At 47.3% G+C, this 19794-nt stretch carries 15 protein-coding genes; 6 read left to right on the top strand and 9 right to left on the bottom strand.

From position 1 onward, the window contains the following. The first annotated feature begins 159 nt into the window (after positions 1-159). Positions 160-1242, top strand: a complete 1083-nt coding sequence (locus tag FCL48_RS06335) for a calcium/sodium antiporter (protein WP_136871410.1) — start codon at positions 160-162, stop codon at positions 1240-1242. A gap of 628 nt (positions 1243-1870) precedes the next feature. Here the strand turns inward: FCL48_RS06335 and FCL48_RS06330 are convergent. The 4 genes from FCL48_RS06330 to ppk1 form a co-directional block, all read right to left on the bottom strand. Next, positions 1871-2932, bottom strand: coding sequence for an asparaginase (locus tag FCL48_RS06330; protein WP_136871409.1), 1062 nt, complete (start codon positions 2930-2932; stop codon positions 1871-1873). Between the two features lie 64 nt (positions 2933-2996). Continuing rightward, positions 2997-4133: a hypothetical protein gene (locus FCL48_RS06325; protein ID WP_240744765.1), complete on the bottom strand. Its 1137-nt coding sequence runs from the start codon at positions 4131-4133 to the stop codon at positions 2997-2999. Further along, entirely contained in the window at positions 4126-5559 is a 1434-nt protein-coding gene (locus FCL48_RS06320) for a TIGR01777 family oxidoreductase (protein ID WP_136871408.1), read from the bottom strand. Before FCL48_RS06320 ends, FCL48_RS06325 begins: the two co-directional genes overlap by 8 nt. Positions 5560-5580: 21 nt before the next feature. Next, positions 5581-7776: a polyphosphate kinase 1 gene (ppk1, locus tag FCL48_RS06315; RefSeq protein WP_371418664.1), complete on the bottom strand. Its 2196-nt coding sequence runs from the start codon at positions 7774-7776 to the stop codon at positions 5581-5583. A 437-nt stretch (positions 7777-8213) separates the two neighbouring features. Between ppk1 and FCL48_RS24940 the strand changes: the two genes are divergently transcribed. The 5 genes from FCL48_RS24940 to FCL48_RS06295 all read left to right on the top strand — a co-directional run bounded on the left by FCL48_RS24940 (position 8214) and on the right by FCL48_RS06295 (position 13821). Next, positions 8214-8369: a hypothetical protein gene (locus FCL48_RS24940; protein WP_169309108.1), complete on the top strand. Its 156-nt coding sequence runs from the start codon at positions 8214-8216 to the stop codon at positions 8367-8369. Positions 8370-8375: 6 nt separating this feature from the next. Next, positions 8376-9902, top strand: a complete 1527-nt coding sequence (locus FCL48_RS06310) for a CHAD domain-containing protein (RefSeq protein WP_136871407.1) — start codon at positions 8376-8378, stop codon at positions 9900-9902. Further along, on the top strand, positions 9903-10652 hold the full coding sequence (locus FCL48_RS06305; RefSeq protein WP_136871406.1) for a ParA family protein: 750 nt from the start codon (positions 9903-9905) through the stop codon (positions 10650-10652). A 709-nt stretch (positions 10653-11361) separates the two neighbouring features. Then, positions 11362-12660 (top strand): B12-binding domain-containing radical SAM protein, encoded by a 1299-nt coding sequence (locus tag FCL48_RS06300; protein ID WP_136871405.1) that lies wholly within the window; start codon positions 11362-11364, stop codon positions 12658-12660. A 3-nt stretch (positions 12661-12663) separates the two neighbouring features. After that, on the top strand, positions 12664-13821 hold the full coding sequence (locus tag FCL48_RS06295) for a beta-ketoacyl-ACP synthase III (RefSeq protein ID WP_136871404.1): 1158 nt from the start codon (positions 12664-12666) through the stop codon (positions 13819-13821). Between the two features lie 36 nt (positions 13822-13857). Here FCL48_RS06295 and FCL48_RS06290 read toward each other — a convergent pair whose 3' ends face one another. From FCL48_RS06290 to FCL48_RS06270, 5 genes are all read right to left on the bottom strand, one after another. Beyond that, positions 13858-14406 carry an isoprenylcysteine carboxylmethyltransferase family protein gene (locus tag FCL48_RS06290; RefSeq protein WP_136871403.1) on the bottom strand — a complete coding sequence of 183 codons (549 nt, stop codon included), beginning with the start codon at positions 14404-14406 and terminating at the stop codon, positions 13858-13860. 10 nt (positions 14407-14416) lie between these two features. Then, the gene (locus FCL48_RS06285) at positions 14417-15865 is read right to left on the bottom strand and encodes an NAD(P)/FAD-dependent oxidoreductase (protein WP_256374276.1); all 1449 of its coding nucleotides are present in this window, start codon (positions 15863-15865) and stop codon (positions 14417-14419) included. 69 nt (positions 15866-15934) lie between these two features. Then, on the bottom strand, positions 15935-17287 hold the full coding sequence (locus tag FCL48_RS06280) for a lipid biosynthesis B12-binding/radical SAM protein (RefSeq protein WP_136871401.1): 1353 nt from the start codon (positions 17285-17287) through the stop codon (positions 15935-15937). Next, positions 17284-19440: a beta-ketoacyl-[acyl-carrier-protein] synthase family protein gene (locus FCL48_RS06275; protein WP_136871400.1), complete on the bottom strand. Its 2157-nt coding sequence runs from the start codon at positions 19438-19440 to the stop codon at positions 17284-17286. The genes FCL48_RS06280 and FCL48_RS06275 overlap by 4 nt, the downstream gene beginning before the upstream one ends. 8 nt (positions 19441-19448) lie before the next feature. Further along, a complete protein-coding gene (locus FCL48_RS06270; protein WP_136871399.1) occupies positions 19449-19715 on the bottom strand; it encodes a phosphopantetheine-binding protein in 267 nt (88 codons plus the stop codon). Positions 19716-19794 lie beyond the last annotated feature (79 nt).

Raw genomic sequence — 19794 nt, 5'->3', positions numbered from 1 at the left:
AGCTTATACTGTTACTCCGTGTACTGCAATGGTATTCAATTTACGGAAATTAAGAGTCTCAATTAATCTCAGGATAACACTGAAGACGACCTGACTCCGCTATGCTACGCAGGAGATCTTCGGTGTTGGGCATCAATCACACACTAGCTTGGGGTTCTTATGTCAATTTTCTTTTTCGTCACTGGGCTGGTTTCTTTAATTGTCGGTGCAGAAGCATTAGTGCGGGGTGCATCCCGCTTAGCGGCCGTTATTGGTATATCACCACTGGTTATCGGGCTGACTGTCGTGGCGTTCGGTACCAGTTCACCTGAACTTGCGGTAAGCGTCAATTCAGCACTATCCAATCAGGCGAGTCTTGCCGTTGGAAATGTTGTCGGAAGTAATATTTTCAACGTTCTCTTTATCCTCGGCCTTTCAGCCTTGATTGTGCCACTTGTTGTATCGCAACAACTGGTGCGGTTTGATGTACCTATAATGATAGCGATCTCGATTGTTGTGTTCATCTTCTCGCTGGATGGGAACTTCAGTCGCACTGACGGTCTCATGCTGGTCGTAGGTTTAGCTATCTATGTCTCGTTTTTGATTAACCAAAGCCGCAGAGAAAACGCCGCTGTGAAAGAGGAGTATGCGAAAGAATTTGGGACTGAGGCGAGTGTAAAAAGTAGCTGGGCTAAAAACATAGTCATGGTCCTTGGCGGCCTCGTACTATTGGTGCTTGGCTCGCGCTGGCTCGTCAATGGAGCAGTTTCCTTTGCCAAATATCTAGGTGTCAGCGAATTGGTTATAGGGCTGACGATTGTCGCAGCTGGTACATCTCTGCCTGAAGTTGTTACCTCAGTCATTGCGGCGGTTCGCGGCGAGCGAGACATTGCTGTTGGGAATGTTGTCGGTAGTAACATCTTCAACATTATGGGCGTGCTAGGATGTGCTAGTATAGTGGCGCCAGCGGGCATCGAGGTGGCCCCTGCGGTCTTCAGGTTCGATATTCCGGTCATGATCGTTGTAGCGTTCGCATGCCTACCCATATTCTATACAGGTGGTTTGATTAGTAGGAAAGAAGGTGTGTTGTTTCTCGGGTACTACGCGGCTTATACGTTATACCTCGTCTTAGCCGCATCTGACCATGATGTATTGCCTAGCTTTAGTGCAGCCATGCTGTTCTTCGTAATTCCGCTAACTATGGTCACATTGATTATTGTAGCGTTGGGGGAAATGCGCAGTAGGAAGAGTCGTTCGGAATGATTTCGGGGTTTTGGGGTCTGGGGAGTAATTGAACGTAACAGCTGGATAAGAATTTGGATTGTCGTGGTTTTGTAATGACTGCAACTCACCTCGCTTGATCGTTTTTCTGGCACCTTAAAGCTTGGAGGAGTATTGTCTCAATAATTGTTGGACTCCCGCCCAGCAAGGCGTGGCGCATTGCAAAAACCTATTGCAAATTGACACTATTTCATAACCGAATGTCACGATCGAAATGGAGCGCCGTGGTACTTCCGAGAAATCGAGAATACTTCCAATAGAATAGCCATGAATGGAGCATTTTGAGGTTCTGGATTGTTCCAGAAAATCCTTGCTGACTACCCCAGAAATAGCGTTAGGCATTGTGGTTGATACTAACTGACAGTCGTGCAGGCTCGGGTTAAAGATTTGCACTGCCAACGCAAAGGGATTCTTGGACTCATTTGGTTTAGGTTTTTCCTGTATGCAGGAAGCTCTGCTTTTTCAAAACTCCTAACAACAACCAGGTGATCTGATATCAGAATATATCCATTGCGCATCTCAATATGTTGTTTTTGAGGTTAAATCTGATGCAATTGGTAAAATCGGTATGCTATACCGCATAGGAAGAGAAGGGCTACCGCACTGATTTTTATGAGAAATAGAATTGTTCGGGGGTTTCAAGCATATCTCCCCGGATCGACGTTTCCACAAGTGACTTTACCTCGGCGGGGTCGTTTGTTTTCCCCAGAGCCCACATGAGTTTTGGAACCAGTGCCTCGGTATTCATGTCTTTGCCGTAGATGATTTTGTCAAGTGGCATTGATCTTCCCACCTCGTAGATCTGCAGGTTTACCCCCTCAAGTAAACATTGGGTCGTGAGGACAACGGCAACTCCTGCCTGCGTCAGTTCGTGCACCTTTGACGCAATATCAAGGACCTCAGATGACACACCACCAATTCCGTAGCTCTCAATAACCACCCCTTTCATTTTTTCTTTCAGGTAGTCAAAAATGGTCGGATCAAGGCCTGGAAAAAGCTTGAGTACAAAGATCTTTTCTTCAATTTTTGGTGCAATAGTGAGGGGAGTGGTGGTTGACTGCGCGCTGGACAGTTGTTTCTGAAAATGGCTGCAGACGGATTGATTATAACTGATTCGGTTATGTTTTATCGCCGCAACGGGAGGATAGTTGACACTATGAAAAGCATCATAGCTTTTTGTTTTTGTTTTAATTGCCCTGGTGCCATTAATAAGTTTGCCGTCAAAAACGATGAAGACCCCGACAAGTTCTTCTTTTGCAAAGAGAATGGCATCGGTGAGGTTTTGAATTGCATCGGTCTCATTGTCCATCAATGAGTATTGGGAACCGGTTATGATAATCGGCTTATTCAGTCCTTCAATAATATAGGTCAGGGCAGCGGCTGTGTAGGCCATGGTGTCGGTTCCATGGGTGATAACAAAGCCATCAAACTTTTGATATTCTGCCTCGATGGCGTGGGCGATATTCAGCCAGTACTGCGGTGTCATATTTGAACTGTCTATGTTCATCACCATCTTACCCGAAAGAGAAACACGCTTGCTGACGGGTTGGATACAGTGAATGAGGTCTTCGACCGTGTAGTGGGGCGATAAGCCATGTTCAGACTCGGCGCAGACAATTGTCCCTCCTGTGGCGAGGATGAGGATATTTTTTTTGGGGTCTGTGTTCTGCATGGATCATCCTCTTTGTGTTGCGCTATTATAAAAATACTCTGGGGCTATAGAAGCGCGGTCTCACTTAAATTTCGTGCAATACCTCATCTTCGGCGGAAATCATGTCCGCATCCACCTGACCATGGTTAAACAGCAGGGTGTAAAGGAGCCATCCATAGCAGATGATTGCCCCAATTGCAGGAAGAGGATAGAAAAATCCCAGAGGGCAGAGAATGAGTACAGTCAGCCAGTGGAGCAAAAGCACCTTTTGGGAGTGCAGTCTGATCGGGAAGTCTCCATGGCGGCTGATGACTGCAAGACCGCTGAGATTCCAGCCGTAAAGAGCGGTAAAGGCATGCATCCTGAGCAGGGGTAAGGCTCCTTCGTGGGTATAGGTGCTGGAAAATTCCATGAATATATAGATAATTCCAGTAATCGAGGTGATCACCAGAAAAAGGATTCCGGAGGTGAGAAAAGACTTCTGCTGCAACCTGATCCCCTGGCGCCAGTAGAGATAAAGAATGAGGCTTACGGTAATAAACAACAGGGACGCAATGAAAACCTGGGGAAGAAACCAGTTGGCAAGGATAAAGAGAAAAAAGATGATAACCCCCAGGTTGATTATCCAAAATGAGATTTCTTTTAAATACTTTGCGGTCAGCCCACCGTTGCTTTTCATCAGGGCGAAAATGACCGACATGGAAATAAGGGAGATAGGAAAGGAAAATCCGAGAAAAAAGGTGTCAAGGGTCAGTTTTTCCAGTTTGAACCAGTGGGTGTATTGACTGTTTACTATGGCCAGACTTGAGATGACCAAACCTAAAGAAAGACAGAGCAGTGAGGCCTGGTGAAACTTTCGGGAGGTGGATTCTTCTTTCGAAAACAGTGCGTAGGGGATGCAACTGCCAAAGTGTTCCACCCGCACCGATTCAATAATTGCCGATAGCAGCAGAGGTATTGCCAGGGTTGGCGGGTACCACTCCATAAAGGCGCAGAAAGCAAAGAGGAGGGAAAGGAGCAAAAATAAAAGCCCCCGCCTGCTGAGGCTTCTGGTATTTTCGGTAAAATAGACAAGCAGGGTTCCACCGCTTACCAGGTTGAAGAGGAAGATATGCAATCGCTCAAAATTCATCACAGAGGGTGGAATAAGATGATGAAGAAAGCCACAGGTAAGGGCTGCGAGCATGATACACCACAAGGTGACCTTAAATGTTTTATTCACTGCAATTTTCCATATTAAGTGATAGTGGCCGGTTAATAACGTCCTTGCCAAGTAATTTTTTCAGGGCGAGTTCCAGATTTGGATGGCGGAACTGAAAACCGGATTCTTCAAGTTTTCGGGTTGAGACATGACAGCCAGAGAGGATAATTTCTGATGCCATCTGTCCATATACAATTTTTAAAAGTGATGCTGGGATTGGCGCAAGCAGGGGGCGCCTGGCAACCCTGGCCAGAGTCCTCATGAACTCTCTATTTGTAACAGGCTCGGGAGCTGCAATGTTGACGGGACCAGACAGAGAGGTACAGGCAAGGCAGTGGAGCATTGCTGAAATCATGTCATCGGTACTGATCCAGCTGAGATATTGATTTCCTGAGCCCAAACGCCGCATGAAACCGAAAGGGGAGGTTTGAAGGATTCGCTCCAGGGCACCACCTCTTGGGGTGAGTCCTACCCCAAGCCGTAAAAAAACTGTCCGGATCTTTGCATCTATTGCGGCCTGGGCGGCGGCCTCCCAGCGCCCGCAAACCTCGGATATAAAATCGTTACCCTGTGGATGGCATTCTTTCAGACCCTTGTGCCCTGTATTGCCATAGTAACCAACCGCCGAAGCACAAAGAAAAACCTTGGGTTTTACCTCAAGAGAGCTGATGAGGCGGCTGATAAGAGTCGTACCGTTAACCCTGCTGTCAATGACCCGCTGTTTTTTTTCTTCGGACCAGCGGTACAGGCCGATATATTCGCCCGCCAGATGAATTACCGCGTCGATTTCAGGGAGCTGGGAGCTGTCCAGGATATTGTTTTCCGGGTCCCAGAAAATTTCGTTTTTGCTGGAGTCAGGAGTTCTTCGCACCAGCGTCCAGACCTGATGACCACCTGTTGTAAGAAATGGAATGAGTTCCCGGCCAAGAACTCCACTGGCTCCTGAAACAAGGATTCTCAACGGTTTACTGCTGCAGCGAAGATGAACCTTGATGTCCTCACTGATGATGTTTTCCCGGTGGTGAAAGACCTGCTGCAGGCTTCTGTGGACATAGTTTTGCAGGAAATTCGGCAGATAGTTGCCAAAAGGCAGGCTGTATTCAACTTTATCGTAAAGTTTACAACCGGTTACCGTATCCGTGAAAAAATGGGAGTGGGACCAGCTGGAAAAAGGGCCTTTTTCCTGGATATCACGAAACATCTTGCCCGGAATGTTTTCAATATGGTGGGCGTGGTAGTGGAAAGGGATCAGGCCTGTACGCATTTTCAGTACAACCCGTCCCCCTGGATCGATGCCACCTTGTCTGGAGACTATGATCGTTTTTTCCCAGGGAGGTAGAAGCCGTTCCAGGGCTCCAAACCTGCTGTGCCAATCGTACAGCTGTCTTGCTGTACATGGATAGTTTGAATAGTATTCGAAGAGATTGTCTGCAGGTTGATTTTGCATGTAATGGTCTGCCAGGTTGAGCTATTTATTTCGTTTTTTTGCCGAAGAGGAGTTTGCTGATTTCTTTTTACTTCTCTTCTTCGCTAAAGCCCTTCTTCCGGCAGCTGACCGTTTTTCTGCACTTTCAATGAGAAAACGATGGACGCAGACACTGTCATTTTTATTGTTTGAGCGAAGCTGGGTATATCCTCCATCTTCGTTCATCTCCCAGACATTCCGCTTATTGTTGAGTTGCAGGTCCAGAAGTTCACGGAGGAGTTTTTTGTTTTTTGGCAGCTCAACAGGGGTACAGACCTCAACCCTGCTCTCGAGATTTCGTTTCATGAGGTCAGCCGAACCTATGAAATATTCTTCATTGCCTCTGTTTTTAAAGTAAAAAATACGGGTATGTTCGAGGAATCTGCCGACGATGGATATCACTCGGATATTCTCGGACAGACCCTTGATGCCCGGACGGAGTCGGCAGGTATCCCGGACGATCAGGTCGACATGGACGCCTGCCTGTGATGCTTTATACAGTGCTTCTACAATATCACTGTCTTCAAGGGCGTTGGTCTTAAATTGAATGAGTCCCTGATTGTTATCCTTGTTGCTTGTGATTTCCCGTTCTATTTTATTTAAGAGGGCCTTTTTGAGGAGTTTGGGGGAGGGCAGAAGTTTCGTGTACTGCCGCATTGGCGTATAACCACTGGTCAGATAATTAAACAGCTCAGTGAGATCTGCGCCTATGTCGGGATTGCAGGTGAGTAGTCCAAGGTCCGCGTAGGCTCTGGCGGTACCGGCATGGTAGTTTCCCGTGCCGATATGGGCGTAACGGCGCAGCCCGTTGTAATCTTTTCGGATGACAAAAATGAGTTTTGAATGGGTTTTCAGCCCAACAACTCCATAGGTTACGTGGATCCCTGCTTCTTCAAGAAAACCCGCCCATCTGATGTTGGCTGACTCATCAAAACGTGCCATAAGCTCGACGACCACGGCAACCTGTTTGCCGTTCTGGGCCGCTTCAATGAGGTATTTGATGATTTTAGAATCCTTGGCGGTTCGGTACAGGGTCATTTTGATGGCGAGAACTTTAGGGTCCTTACTGGCCTCTCTTAAAAACCTTTCCACCGAGGTCTCAAAGGACTCGTAGGGGTGCTGCAGCAGGATACTACCATGCTCCCGGATGGTATGGAAAATATTAGGATCATCTCCCAGCAGTTCAGCATTATCGATAGGATGATGCGGGGTGAAATGAAGGTCGGATCTGTCAATGGCAGAAATCTCGAAAAGATCACGGAGTCCGATAATACCATCAACCTCAAATACATCCATATCCTCATCGACTCCAAGCTCTGCGGCGAGTTTGCCCTTGTGGATATCAAGCATGTTAGGACCCACTTCCAGACGAACAATTTCTGCAAATTTTCTTTCCCGTAGAGCGCTTTCAATCATGCCAAGCAGGTCGTTTGCCTGTTCCTCATGCCTTTCAGTGATAGCATTTCGTGTAACCCGAAAGGTTGCGCAGGTTTCTATTTCCATGCCAGGAAGAAGGAGTTCGAGGTTATTGGCGACCAGATCTTCAAGAAGAAGAAATGTGTCGGATTTTCCAATTTTCACAAACCTAGGCATTTCTGAACTAATGGGAATCTTAATACGGTTTAGGTAGCTGTGATCATTGTCTGGATAGCTGCAACTCACCAGAAGATTGATGGAGAGGTTAGAAATAAAGGGAAAAGGATGGGCAGGATCCATCCCCTGGGGTGTTAAGAGCGGATAGATTTCATTGACGAAATGGGCGTCGATACTGTGTTTCTCCCGCTGAGACAGTTCTGAGTAACGTTTGATGAATATCTTTTCTTTTGTCAGAAGCTGCTGAAGGTCTTTCTCAAGGGTGAGCTGCTGGTCGAGAATCTCCCGAACGGAGTCGTAGCAGATGTCTATCTGCTCCTGAGGGAGGCGTCCGTCAATGGAGAGTTTTTTTACACTTGCGCCGACCTGTTGTTTGAGTCCACCAATCCGCTTCATAAAGAATTCGTCTAAATTAGAGCCTACAACCGCCAGGAAAAAAACCCGTTCCAGAAGTGGATTACGGTCATCTTGTCCCTCGTGCAATACACGTTTGTTAAATTCAAGCCAGGTAAGCTCACGGTTGAGGTACCATTCAGGGGACTTGAGGTCAAAGCTCTTTGCCGGAACATCAGGAGAATCAGTTTTCAGGGGTATTTTAGGGTCCATAGTCGCTGCCATTTGTTCTGCGGGTGGGGTAAAATTTTCTGGGGGAGTGCTTGTCTTGTCGCTCATATTTCACGTCTATTGATTGTATTTTAACAGGTTTTTACCAAAAGTTATAATGTTAACTCTGTTAAATTAGAGAAATATTAGGATTTTGTTAGATACAGGAAAGGTGGTTTACTATTTGAGAAAGTAATGTAACTTATTTGATGGCATCAACAGCTCATGAATACATGACGTCAATACTGCAGGTGTTCCCCTGCCAGGTGGCTGTGCTGATAAACAGTAGACAAGGAGTGGGCTTTTGGTAGAAGGAGATTGGAGAGATCTCTGAAAAAACAAGTCCCAGGAGATGTTGAACGTACTTTTGCCTCAGATAGGCAATAAGAGGAGTTACGACAATTTTTTCGTTTTCCGGATTTTTACATGAGGTGGATACAGTGGAAAAAGAGAAAAAAAAGAGCACTACTCTTAGGCTCGACGCCAGAGTCTTGAAGAAATTAAAACTGCTCGCAGTGGAGCAGGAGACAAGCATTCAATCGATAGTTGAGGCGCTGGTTATTGATTATATCGAAAAACATACTACGAGGAGGTGAAACAATATGGAGTCATTTGTCTATATTGTTCATTCAGATGTATCTGAAAAAAAACTCAACAAACTGCTTCCAGCAAAGACAGATTATAACATCCAGATAGAGACAGGCGAGGTGGTTCAGGGAGTAGTTCTTGATACCTTTGACAACGCCGCTTTGGCGCAGTCTCTTTTACTCCTTGGTCTGGAAGGCAGACTGGTACTCATGAATCTTAAAACGGGTGAGTTTCTGGAACAGGAGGTCGCGGGAGAATGGCGGTTTGCAAAAGATTTGTCTGCAGGATTGGTGAAGGAACTTCTTTCAGGGCTCGCCGATCTGAGGGCCTTTTTACCCGTTGCCAAGGTAACATTTCATAGGGACAGGGGAGCCCTGCTCGATGATGAGGGAAAAACCCGGGCTCGCTACTCCAGTCTTGTTGTTCATCATAAAAAATCCATCACATGCCTAGGTTCTGCCACCTCTCTTCGCGGCTATCAGAGTGGTTATGAGGAGCTTGTGTCACTTCTTCAAAACGCTGGTGCCAAGGAGCTGACAGACGTTTTTGCCTTCTACCGGCAGCTTGGCATCAAACGCGAGTTGTATACAAACAAACCGGTTCTGACCCTCGATGCAACGGCGCCTGCAAGTGAAACTGCCGCTGTAATCATCCGGGCTTTTATACAGATTGCACGGCGTAATGAATCAGGAATTGTTGCTGACCACGACACCGAATTTCTCCATGATTACCGCGTCAGTTTTCGTAAAGTCCGCTCTGTACTCAGTCTTTTTAAAGGGGTGTATGAACCGGAAAAAACCAGCGAGCTGAAGGCTGACTTTGCTCTGATAATGCAAAGCACCAACCGTCTGCGGGATTTGGATGTGTATCTCATGGAAAAGGAAAACTATTATAAAATGGTGCCTGATCCATCGGTGGCTGGCCTGGAGCTGCTCTTTGAATATCTGGCAAAAGAAAGAAAAAAAGAGCTGAAAAAGGTTGTGAAGGATCTCCAAAGTGAAGAATATGCTGCAAGGGTGGCTGCCCTGACAAGCCTTTTCAAGTCCAGTGACAAGATACCGACAGGACCAAAAGGAGCTTTACCATCCAAGCTCCTTGCTGCGCACCTGGTACTGAAACGCTACAACCAGGCGTGTAAAATCGCCTGCAGTATTGAAAGAACCACCCCCGACAGTGTGGTCCACGATCTCCGTATCAGCTGCAAAAAATTACGGTATCTGATGGAATTTTTTACTCCCCTGTTTGACGAGGAGAGTATCAAAAAATTGATTAAAACCTTGAAAAACCTGCAGGATAATTTGGGTAAATTTAATGATTACTCGGTACAGCAGGCCTTTCTTCGCCATATTCTGGATCACGACCTCGGACAATTTAAAGGCAATGAAATCCAGATCTCAGAAGCTGTTGGCGCATTGACAGCCATGCTCTTTCGCTTGCAGAAAAAAGAGCGGAATCAGGTGATGAATAATTTTTCCCGTTTTAACAGCGAAGAGACAGGGTTGTTGTTCAAACAGTTATTTGAGATTGCGGAGGTGGAATAAATGAAAATTATTGCCTGTTACAGTAACAAGGGAGGGGTAGGAAAAACAGCGACCTCTGTCAACCTTGCCTATGCCTGTGCCCGTAGTGGCAAACGAACACTGCTCTGTGACCTTGATCCTCAGGGAGCCTCAGGGTTTTATTTTCGTATAAAACCGTCCAGGAAACTAAAAGATCGGGCTTTTTTCAAAGATGTTGAACGTTTTGTCGATTCCATTAGGGCCAGCGACTATGATAATCTTGATCTGGTTCCGGCCAACATGACCTTTAAGGATTTTGACATCTTCCTGTCGCGGATGAAAAACAGCAGGTCCCGTCTTAAAAAGGCCCTTAAGGCTGTCGACAGTGACTATGACGTCATCATCCTCGACTGCCCGCCCAATATCTCCCTGCTCTCTGAAAATGTTTTTAAGACGGCCGATAAAATAGTCGTCCCTGTGATCCCCACCACCTTGTCTTCCCGGACCCTGGAGCAGTTGTACAGCTTTTTTAAAGACAATGGCTACCAGACCAAGAAGCTTTTGCCCTTTTTCTCCATGGTTCAGTTGAGCAAAAAATTGCATAAAGAGAGCATGCATATATTGCGAAAAAAATATAAGGGCTTACTTAAACCATATATACCTTTTTCCTCAGAGGTCGAGCGAATGGGGGTGCATAGAGCGCCGGTGATAACCTACGCTAATAAAAAATCCATTGGTGACGCCTATGCGGAGATGTGGAAAGACATCGAGATTAAAACTAAAATAGCATGAGTCCTACTTGGTGCAAGGTGCTCCGTGCAGATGTCGGGAGCTGCTGCTTGGGTAGAATGCTTTACTGATTGAGGTGTTATATGGGAAAAGAAAAAAAAAAGTGCTGTGGTAAATACAAAAAAAAAGATAAATGCTGTAAAAAGTGCCCTGAGGCAGAAGCTTGTAAGGTAAAGAATAAGAAGTAAGTTTTCCTTCCATACCTGATAATTATGGAGGAATCGTCCTCTTAATACGCTGCTACAGACAGCTGACAAAGCCTGGGAGACCTTTGTGAGGTTCTCCATTCTGAAAAGCCAGGTGTTCCTGGCGGAAGTCCTCAGTCTGAACAACTCTTCGAGGTGCACTCCACCGTAAGGATTGTAATAATTTCGGTGTGTTGTTTTCTTATTTTTGACGACAGCTATGGATTGTTTTTTAGCTGGCAGCTGTCTTAGTTTAAATCCCCCGCTTTTATCGCGCTGTTAGGGCGGATTCTGTGTGGCCGTCGATTCGTTTGTTGTTGACTCTGATCTTCTCTGGTAATATTCCCGCCGATCTTGCACCTTGCCAGTGGTGCGCTGTCCGAATTTGTTGATAGAGCATGAAGTAAAGAGTGTTCATCTCTTTGTTCGTATACCTTGAAAATGCCATGGAGCTGGGCTGAAAAAGATCCTGTAATGTCAGTAAGTTGTCCTGACTTATTTCCCCTCAACTGCGTTTGATTTTTTTAATGAATATTCTTCTTATAAATCCGCCGAATTGTGGCCGCAGTATACCGGAGGAGCGCTACGGTATCGTTTCATTAAAACAGATTTTTCGCGGCGAACCCTTAGCTCTTGAAGAACTGGCCGGAAATCTGCTTCAGCACAATGTTCATATTGTGGATCTTAAAGCGAACCCCGCTGGCCTTGATGAAATATTGTCGGGCCTTCGTCCTGATATCGTAGGGATTACCGGGGTAACATGTGAAGCAAACTCTATGCTGAAGATTGCCTCGCAAGTAAAAAAACACTGTGCCCCGATTGTCGTGGTAGGGGGTATTCAGGCAAGTAACGATCCTGGTTTTTTCAACCATCAAGATGTTGATTTTATCGTCGTTGGTTTAGGGAAAAAAACATTTGCTGATTTGGCAGCGTTACTTGAGGCAGGGCAATATCATGACATTATTTTGCCTGGTCTGATACCAACACGGCCGGGACAGGTGATTCAGCGGCCGCTTTTTTGCAGTTCGGTTGGCGATCTGGTCGAAGACAAGCCTCCAGCCTATGAGTTGGTGAAAAAATACCGCTCCCACTATGTGTTGGAAAAGTTGGGTGTAAATATGGGTTTTGTCGCTTCGGCCTGCGGCTGTACCCATCGCTGTTCTTTTTGTTGCATTACGGGGCAGACGGGTGGGAAATACCTGACAAAATCCATTGATGCTGTGGTAAGAGATATCAAACTTCTCGGTGACATCCCGGTTATCAGACTTGTTGATGCAAACACCTTTGGAGATATTGAACGGGCGAAAAATCTTTGCCGGGCTCTGGTGAGATCAGAGTTGAAAAAGCAGTATCTTGCCGATATCAGATCCGATACCGTTGTGCGTCACCCGGAAATGCTCCGTGAGTGGAAAGAAGCAGGTTTGCGGGCTGTTATTATCGGCTTTGAAGAGACCAGCGATGAAAGTCTTTCGGCCATGAACAAGGCGAACAAGTCAAGTATCAATACAGAGGCTATCTCGATTCTCAACGATCTTGGAATCACTATTGTCGGAGACTTCATCATTTCCCCCGATTATGATGAGGGCGACTTTGAGCGTCTTGGCATCTACCTTGATCAAAATCGTATCGATCTGCCGATGATCACAGTCATGACCCCATTGCCGGGAACTCCCCTATACCAGCAGCAAAAGAACCGGATTGTAAATCATAATCTTGATTATTATACCCTGACCAATGCTGTCACAAAAACCAGGCTCAATGAAAAACTCTTTTATACACTCTACGCTGAACTTATCTCAAGCAGCCATAAAAATGCACGGATTTAGACGATGAATGCTTTTATCACAGCAGTTTCTGCTTTCCTTCCCGGCAAGCCTGTAGAAAACGACAGGCTTGACGATTATCTCGGCGATGTGAACAGGGTTTCGGCCAGGACCCGGCAAATTATACTTGCCAATAACGGTATCAAGACCAGGTATTACGCAGTGGATCCTGAAACAGGTAAATCCAGCTACTCCAATGCACAGATGTCAGCCGAGGCGGTTCGCCGGTTGCTCCACGACAAGGATGCCTCGGGACTGGCAGTAGAGTGCCTTTGTTGCGGCACCTCTTCTGCGGATCAAATAATGCCGGGACATGCCTCTATGGTGCATGGGGAATTATCGGAAGTTGCCTCCTGCGAGGTGGTATCTTTTGCAGGGATTTGTCTGTCCGGTCTTACTGCCATGAAATTTGCCATGATGTCTGTGGCATTGGGCTTGAGCCAGAATGCAGTTGCAACGGGTTCTGAACTTGCTTCAACATTTTTGCGAACCTCGTTTTTTTCAGGCATGACGGGAAACACGAGAAATAAGACGGAAAAAAAACAGCATTCTGCCTTTTCTTTTGAGGCGGAATTTTTGCGCTGGATGCTCTCTGATGGTGCAGGGGCGGTGCTCATAGAGAAAGAACCAGCCGCTCAGGGCCTGAGTCTTCGGATTGACTGGATTGAGACCATTTCACATGCGCAAAGACTGGAGACCTGCATGTATGCAGGCGCAGTGAAACGGGAGGATGGGAGTCTCATGGGCTGGCGGGAGTGTGCCGTGGCCGGAGGATTGGAAAAGCAGGGTGTCATGACCATTAAGCAGGATGCCCAGTTGCTTAACCGCGAAATAATCAACGTCACCGTTGGCCAGAGTTTGCCGCCGATAATTGCCAGGCATGACCTCAAGCCAGAGCATTTCAACTGGTTTTTGGCACATTATTCTTCTGAATATTTCCGGGAACCACTCATGAAACAACTTGAGGAAATTGGTTTTCCGATCCCAGAGGAACGGTGGTTTTCTAATCTTACCACTAAAGGTAATACAGGCTCAGCTTCATTTTATATCATGCTGGAGGAACTTTTTTCTTCTGGGAAATTGCAAAAAGGAGACCGAATCCTGGGGATGGTCCCGGAAAGTGGTCGGTTTTCCGTCGGCTGGATCTCTTTAACGGTGGTGTAGTGGTCGTCGAACTGCGGGTTTAATGAGACCTGTTATTTAGAGTAACCCTGGAATAAACATCTTTGTTCTTTGCATGTACTTTTCATAGGCTGTGCCGAAAAACTTTATATTCTCGCGCTCTTCCACTTTAGCGACAGCGATAAGCAGAGCGCTCACTGCTAAAATCAGGAAAGTGGATAATGTGCTGATATGTTTTAAAAATGCACCCCAGGCAAGGAACAGCAGGGAGCTGTACATGGGGTGCCGGACGAAACGGTAAAGGCCTGTCTCCACGAGATGGACCGTATTCTCAAAGGGAAGGTTCTCCGGCATATCATGTCGCTGAGCATGTCCTCCCCGTTGCCTGAGGGTCACAAGAGAATTGACAATAAAGAAAACTGAGGTGAGTAACAGGGCCCAGGCTAAAAGATGCACAGCTGAAAAGGGGTCCACAAACCAGTAAGGATAGTTGAGTAAGAGTAAAAGTAAAATCCCCTCAAAGACAAAAAAACGGTAAAAACCGTGGGCCCTTGAGTTACCTAAGGCCCGGCGGGAAAAGTTGATAAGAAAAAGGGTGCAGAGAACAAATAGTACAACTCGAATCATGGCCGGTTCCTTACAAATGGATCATTTTGTTAAACTCGTCTGGGCCGAGAAGTAATTTTACAGTACTGAAAGAGCCCATGATGCTGCCTATGATCCCGGGTGCTGTCACGTTTTGTCCGGCAAGGTAGAGACCTCTTACGGCGGTACGATTGAGAAGAGCTGTGGCGAGAATCTGACTCGACGACCGTGATACTCCATAGGCACTTCCACCTGGGCTGTTAACCCAGTCTCTTATGGACAAAGGGGTGTATGCGTCAAGGAGTTTAGCTCCTTCAAAAGAGCCAAAGAGTTGTTCTGCCTCTGCAATCAATGTCGAGGCGTGTTGTTCTTTTGCTGCACGATATTCTTCACCCCGCCGACCGCTTCGGGTTTGTTCCCAGGCAGCCCATAGCTCGTCTTTCCCAGAGGTGAGGATGGAAAGAAGATTAACGTCTTTTTTTTCACTTTCCCGTATTTGATAATATTTGAGATCGGCTACGTTGCTTCTTTTATCGGTATCGACCTTGAAAATATTGTATGGGATTTCGCCGTGGGTTGTAGCATCGATCTGGACATGGGCTGAAAAAATGCCATGGGTATCTTTTAAATTACTGATCCGCTTTCGGTAGGATGGTTTCACATCTTCTTGAGCCAGCATCTGCAAAACCAGTTTCGGGTGAACTGCACCTATGACGATGGAGGCCTTGAGGTTTTCTCCGGATTTCAGTTGCAGCCCCTGGACAACACGTGACTGGACATTGATTTTGCAGATTTCCTCTCCTGTGATGATTTTTCCTCCCAGTTGTTTTAACCGCGCACCAAAGGCATCTGCCATGTCAGAGCCCTTCTGGTTGAGACGCCAGGAGGAGGAAAGGTATGAGGCGAGGGCCATATTGTGATAGTAGGCGGGACAGTCATCCAAAGGGACACCGAGCCAACAGGAAGGTATGGATATCACACTTTGCAGCTCTGGTGAGCATTGAAGCTCGCTTAGAATATTACCGAGTGGTTCAAATTGGTCGGAGAGGGAAAAGCCGCTATCCTTTGCATATAAAAATTCCAGCCCGTGGAGTTGTTTCGCCGCACTATGGAGTGGAACCACAAATTTGGCTATCTTGTGCTGCTCCAGCGGAAAAGCCCTGCTGAGGTTATCAGCGTACGCATCGATCCCCTGGGGCATGTCAAAGGGTGACTGGATGCCAGTGGAGGAGTCGAAAATATACCTGTCGATTATCCCGTTTTGGCCCATTCTTGTGACTGGAATCGCCGTTGTTATTCCGAGATAATCAAAGAAAGTCCGGAGGATTTGGCCTTTGTCGAGCGACCCCAGGTAGTGTACCCCTACAGCACAGTCGATACCATTACGACTATAGCTTCGCATCAGTCCGCCCGGCTGTGCGTTTTTCTCAAGAACGGTGACATCAAAGCCAAGTTTTGCAAGAATTATGGCTGTGCTGAGACCTCCGACGCCAGCTCCGATAATCAGTATTTTTTGCGTTGTAATAAAGAGAACCTCACAATGAATGTATTGTTTTTATGACTTACCCAGCTAACGGATAAGATGTTCCCAGAGCGGCCCGGTATGTCCACGGGAATACATCTTATTGACGGCTCTAATCTCATCCGGGCCACTGGAACCAACGAGGCAGTTAATTCGCTTGCCAACCCGTGCCCTGACCAGCTCCTCAATGGTATGGCGATCAATGTCATCTGCCTCATAAAATATTGGTTTGAGCAGATTGGTACTCGTTGTGATCTTGCCCTCGCGAAGCGCGATGTCATACATGGCAGTTTGGGGCAAAATTCTGATACCAATATAAAAAAAACAGAAGGTCTTGTTAAGCCTGTCGATGTTATCCAGGCTTTCTGTGACGGTGGCGGCCGATTCTCCGGGGCTCCCAAAGAGAAAATAATGGGCCACATGCAGCCCGGCGTCGATGGCCTGCCTGTGGGCAGTAAAGACATCGCTCACACCAAATGGTTTGCGATAGGTCTTCAGTACAGACTCCGCCATGGATTCTGTACCAAACTCTACATGGGCAAGGCCGGCGCTTGCCAGTGTCGAAAAATAGCTTTCAGGGAGTTTCATTGGTGCAAAAAAACTTCCCCAGGGGATCGAAACTCCGGCGGCTTTGAACGCTTTGGCCACTGCCAGTGAGTGTTTTATGTCAGAATTAAAGGCGGAGTCGGTTATAAAGAAATATTTTGCTCCGGCGTCCTGTAATTCAAGGGCAGTTCTTGCCACCTCATCGGGGGCAACCAAACGATGCTTGCCCCCCTCAATATGAGGGTAGGAACAGTAGATGCAGTTAAAGCAGCAGCCTCGCTTGCTCTGAAGATTGAGCATGCCACCCTGGGTGAGATAAAAACTGTTATGGGTCGCGTTGCGGTGAAAGTCGCGGACAATCGGTCCATCCCAGGGAGCTGGAATGATGGTCTCTATCTCAGAAGAAGCAGAAATCACTCCGGGGATCTGCAGTGGGTCCCGCTCTTCTTTAATGGCTTCAACGAGCAGGCCGAATCGTTCTCCCTCTCCGATAATACCGTAATCAGCGCCCAAGATTGAAAGGATTTCTCGTGGCATGATAGTAAATGCGCTGCCGCCAATGACAATTGTGGCTTTTGAATGTGAGCGCATAAGGGAAACGACTGCAGCGTAATCCTGAATAAAAAAACGAGAATCACTGGCATCGATATTATCAATGTTGCGACAGGACAAACCTATGATGTCGGGACAAAAACTCGTCAGAATCTTCTCAAGTTCCAAGAGTGAGAGCGTATTGAGATCTGCAATCTGCACCTCGTGCGCATGCGACACAGAGGCGGCAACATAATCCAGACCAAGAGGGTAGACCGGGTAAGGAACGGTGAGGGTATTGGGTGATACAAGCAGTATTCTCATGGTCTGAAAAGTTCCATGGCTGTAACATACTCTCCCAGGCCGAGTATGAGGATTTTACCCGTTGTGCGAGTTACATCAAGATCGTGTCCATCCAGCAGCTTACCGGGGACAATTCCCGATTCCAGAAAGGAAGCGGCAAGAGCGGCTGCCACAGCAGAGGCGGAACCGAACTCACCGGTAATTGTGCGGTAGCGGATAATGGGTGTTGTCAGGTTTGACAGTTCCATAAAGCGGGTGAGTTGTTTTTCGCCATCCTTCTTTGTGGCTGCTGGGATACCCGCCATAATCACGGTGTAGGCGTCGGTTTTTTGCTTTGCCACCAGGGAATTGACCAGCGAGGCAATCACGTCTTCTGTTTTGCTGCTTTGATAAAAGGGGAGGGAAATGATGCATTTGGCGTTTTTTGTGTCTCTATTAACATATAGCGCCCCACCGCCGTCACTAAGAGCTGTTCCTGGTGTGATCGAAGGGTCAAAAAGTGGAGAAAACGTTTGATGTCCTTCGTCTGCTCCAAGGATAAGAGCTGGGCTGACAGCATCATCTCCCATAAGTTCTGCGCTCAGAAGGGCCTGTTCGAAAGAATAATCCCCGCCGCTGGTGGTAATGTTGGGGCCGGTGGCGCCAAAGAGGATGGCAACCTGACTGGCTGGTCCGTTATGAACAGAGCCGACAAAATCGGTGGGGCTCGGAAATTGTTCTTTGGATTCTGTCAGGCGGCTTAAAAAATCGTGGGTTTCGGAAAGAGCCCCCCAGCTGGTGCCCATAAAAACTGCAGCAGGTTTTTCTTCCAAACCACAGTTCTCATAGGCTTTTGAGGCCAGGGAAAGAGTCATCCTTGGCAATCGTTTGAGCCGACGCACCAATTTGGAGGGCAGGTTCTGGGAAATAATCTCCAGTCCTGCCATGCCGCTAGCGGGGAGTCCATCACGAATTTGTTCGCAGGTTGCAAGAATGTCACCGGCTCCGGTCAGGCAGGCGTAACCGTGAATGGCAAGGCCTGGAGTTGCTGGTTGGTATGTAGACTGAGCAAAGGTGTCGATTGCACCGAAGATTAAAGAGCCGTTATTGCCGCCAAAGCCAAAGGAATTCGAGAGAACCGCCGTTGCAGGCTGCAATTGTGGGCTGGTTAGTGGACTGAGGTTGAGTGCAGGGTCGACCGTATGCAAACCGGTATTAGCGGGCATAAGGCCCTTGGTTATTGTAATTGTGGCAACCACCGCTTCAATGGCTCCGGCTGCAGCCAGGCTATGACCGGAAGCCCCTTTGATTGATGAAAGCGGAGGTGGATTTGTAAACAGCCTGCGCACGGCTTTGGATTCCGCCAGGTCATTATCCGGAGTCCCTGTGCCGTGAAGATTGATATAGCTGATATCGTTTGGCTGCAGTCCAGCATCGGTCAGGGCTTTTTGCATGGCCGTGAAGGCTCCCTGACCTTCCGGGTGTGGGGCCGCAGGGTGGTAGGCGTCACAGGACAGCCCTGTGCCAAGAAGCTCGACGGAACAGGTTGCAGTTTTTTCTGTGCTGAGCAAAAGCATGCCAGCACCCTCTGCTACGGCCATACCCTGACGGTTTACATCAAGGGGCTTGCAACCGTTCTGGTCAACGAGCTGCAGGGAATGAAAGCCAAAATAGGTAAGACGACATAGAGAGTCCACACCCCCTGCAAGAACCGATTTGACCTGTCCGCTGCGAAGCATTTTCATGGCAAGGGAGATGGCCACAGCACCGGAAGAGCAGGCAGTGGAAACAACAATCACCCGGCCGGTGCACTTCAGGTTTTCTGCAAGGGTACTGGCTACGGTGTGTAAGCTGTGATACTGGTAAAATTCTTTTCGCTGTTCACCACTCTTTAACAATTGTTCCGTAGTGAGGATACCGCCGGTTGTGGTGCCGAGAATTATTGCCTCGGGAGGCTGTTCAGCTCCCTCCATGGCCTGGGCCGCTGCAATACCGGCCAGCCTATGTGTTCTGGGCAGAAGAGACGAGGCCTGATCGATGTCCTGCACGGCACCGACAGGCAGCGGTGAACCCTGGAGCAGGGGAAAGAGTTGCAGAGGCTGTATTGCCGAACGGTTCTGGCGGAGAGTGGTTTCTGTTTCTACCAGGCCTGTTCCCAGGGAACTGATTATTCCACTTCCGGTAATATAAACCACTGGGTCGCTCAAGATATTGTTTTGGAAGAATTTTCTTGAATATATTCGGCGAGATTGGCAAGGGATGCAAATATTTTCTGGCCGACTTCCTGATTGTTGATAACAACCCCATAATCTTTTTCGACCATGACCACCATTTCTAAAACATCAATGGAGTCTATACCAAGTTCACCACCCACCAGTTGACTGTTTTCATCAAAATCTTCAGGTTTTACGTCGACAAGATTGAGAATTTCTATAAGTTTAACTTTGAGCTCTTCTATCAGTGGACTCATAATTTTTTGCTTTTATAGTTCTGTTGTATTAATAAAACCGTCAGTAGCGTGGCAACGAGACAAGCTCGGTTTTATGGTA

It is taken from the genome of Desulforhopalus sp. IMCC35007 (assembly GCF_005116575.1).
Taxonomy (GTDB): domain Bacteria; phylum Desulfobacterota; class Desulfobulbia; order Desulfobulbales; family Desulfocapsaceae; genus Desulforhopalus_A.
Note: the sequence above shows the minus strand (reverse complement) of the source record. Positions and strands in the feature narration are given on the sequence as shown.

Bases quoted from the DNA above. Each gene is read 5' to 3' on its own strand.
- FCL48_RS06335 (WP_136871410.1), top strand. From the start codon at position 160: ATGTCAATTTTCTTTTTCGTCACTGGGCTGGTTTCTTTAATTGTCGGT.
- FCL48_RS06330 (WP_136871409.1), bottom strand. From the start codon at position 2,932: ATGCAGAACACAGACCCCAAAAAAAATATCCTCATCCTCGCCACAGGA.
- FCL48_RS06320 (WP_136871408.1), bottom strand. From the start codon at position 5,559: ATGCAAAATCAACCTGCAGACAATCTCTTCGAATACTATTCAAACTAT.
- ppk1 (WP_371418664.1), bottom strand. From the start codon at position 7,776: ATGGACCCTAAAATACCCCTGAAAACTGATTCTCCTGATGTTCCGGCA.
- FCL48_RS06310 (WP_136871407.1), top strand. From the start codon at position 8,376: ATGGAGTCATTTGTCTATATTGTTCATTCAGATGTATCTGAAAAAAAA.
- FCL48_RS06305 (WP_136871406.1), top strand. From the start codon at position 9,903: ATGAAAATTATTGCCTGTTACAGTAACAAGGGAGGGGTAGGAAAAACA.
- FCL48_RS06300 (WP_136871405.1), top strand. From the start codon at position 11,362: ATGAATATTCTTCTTATAAATCCGCCGAATTGTGGCCGCAGTATACCG.
- FCL48_RS06295 (WP_136871404.1), top strand. From the start codon at position 12,664: ATGAATGCTTTTATCACAGCAGTTTCTGCTTTCCTTCCCGGCAAGCCT.
- FCL48_RS06290 (WP_136871403.1), bottom strand. From the start codon at position 14,406: ATGATTCGAGTTGTACTATTTGTTCTCTGCACCCTTTTTCTTATCAAC.
- FCL48_RS06280 (WP_136871401.1), bottom strand. From the start codon at position 17,287: ATGAGAATACTGCTTGTATCACCCAATACCCTCACCGTTCCTTACCCG.
- FCL48_RS06270 (WP_136871399.1), bottom strand. From the start codon at position 19,715: ATGAGTCCACTGATAGAAGAGCTCAAAGTTAAACTTATAGAAATTCTC.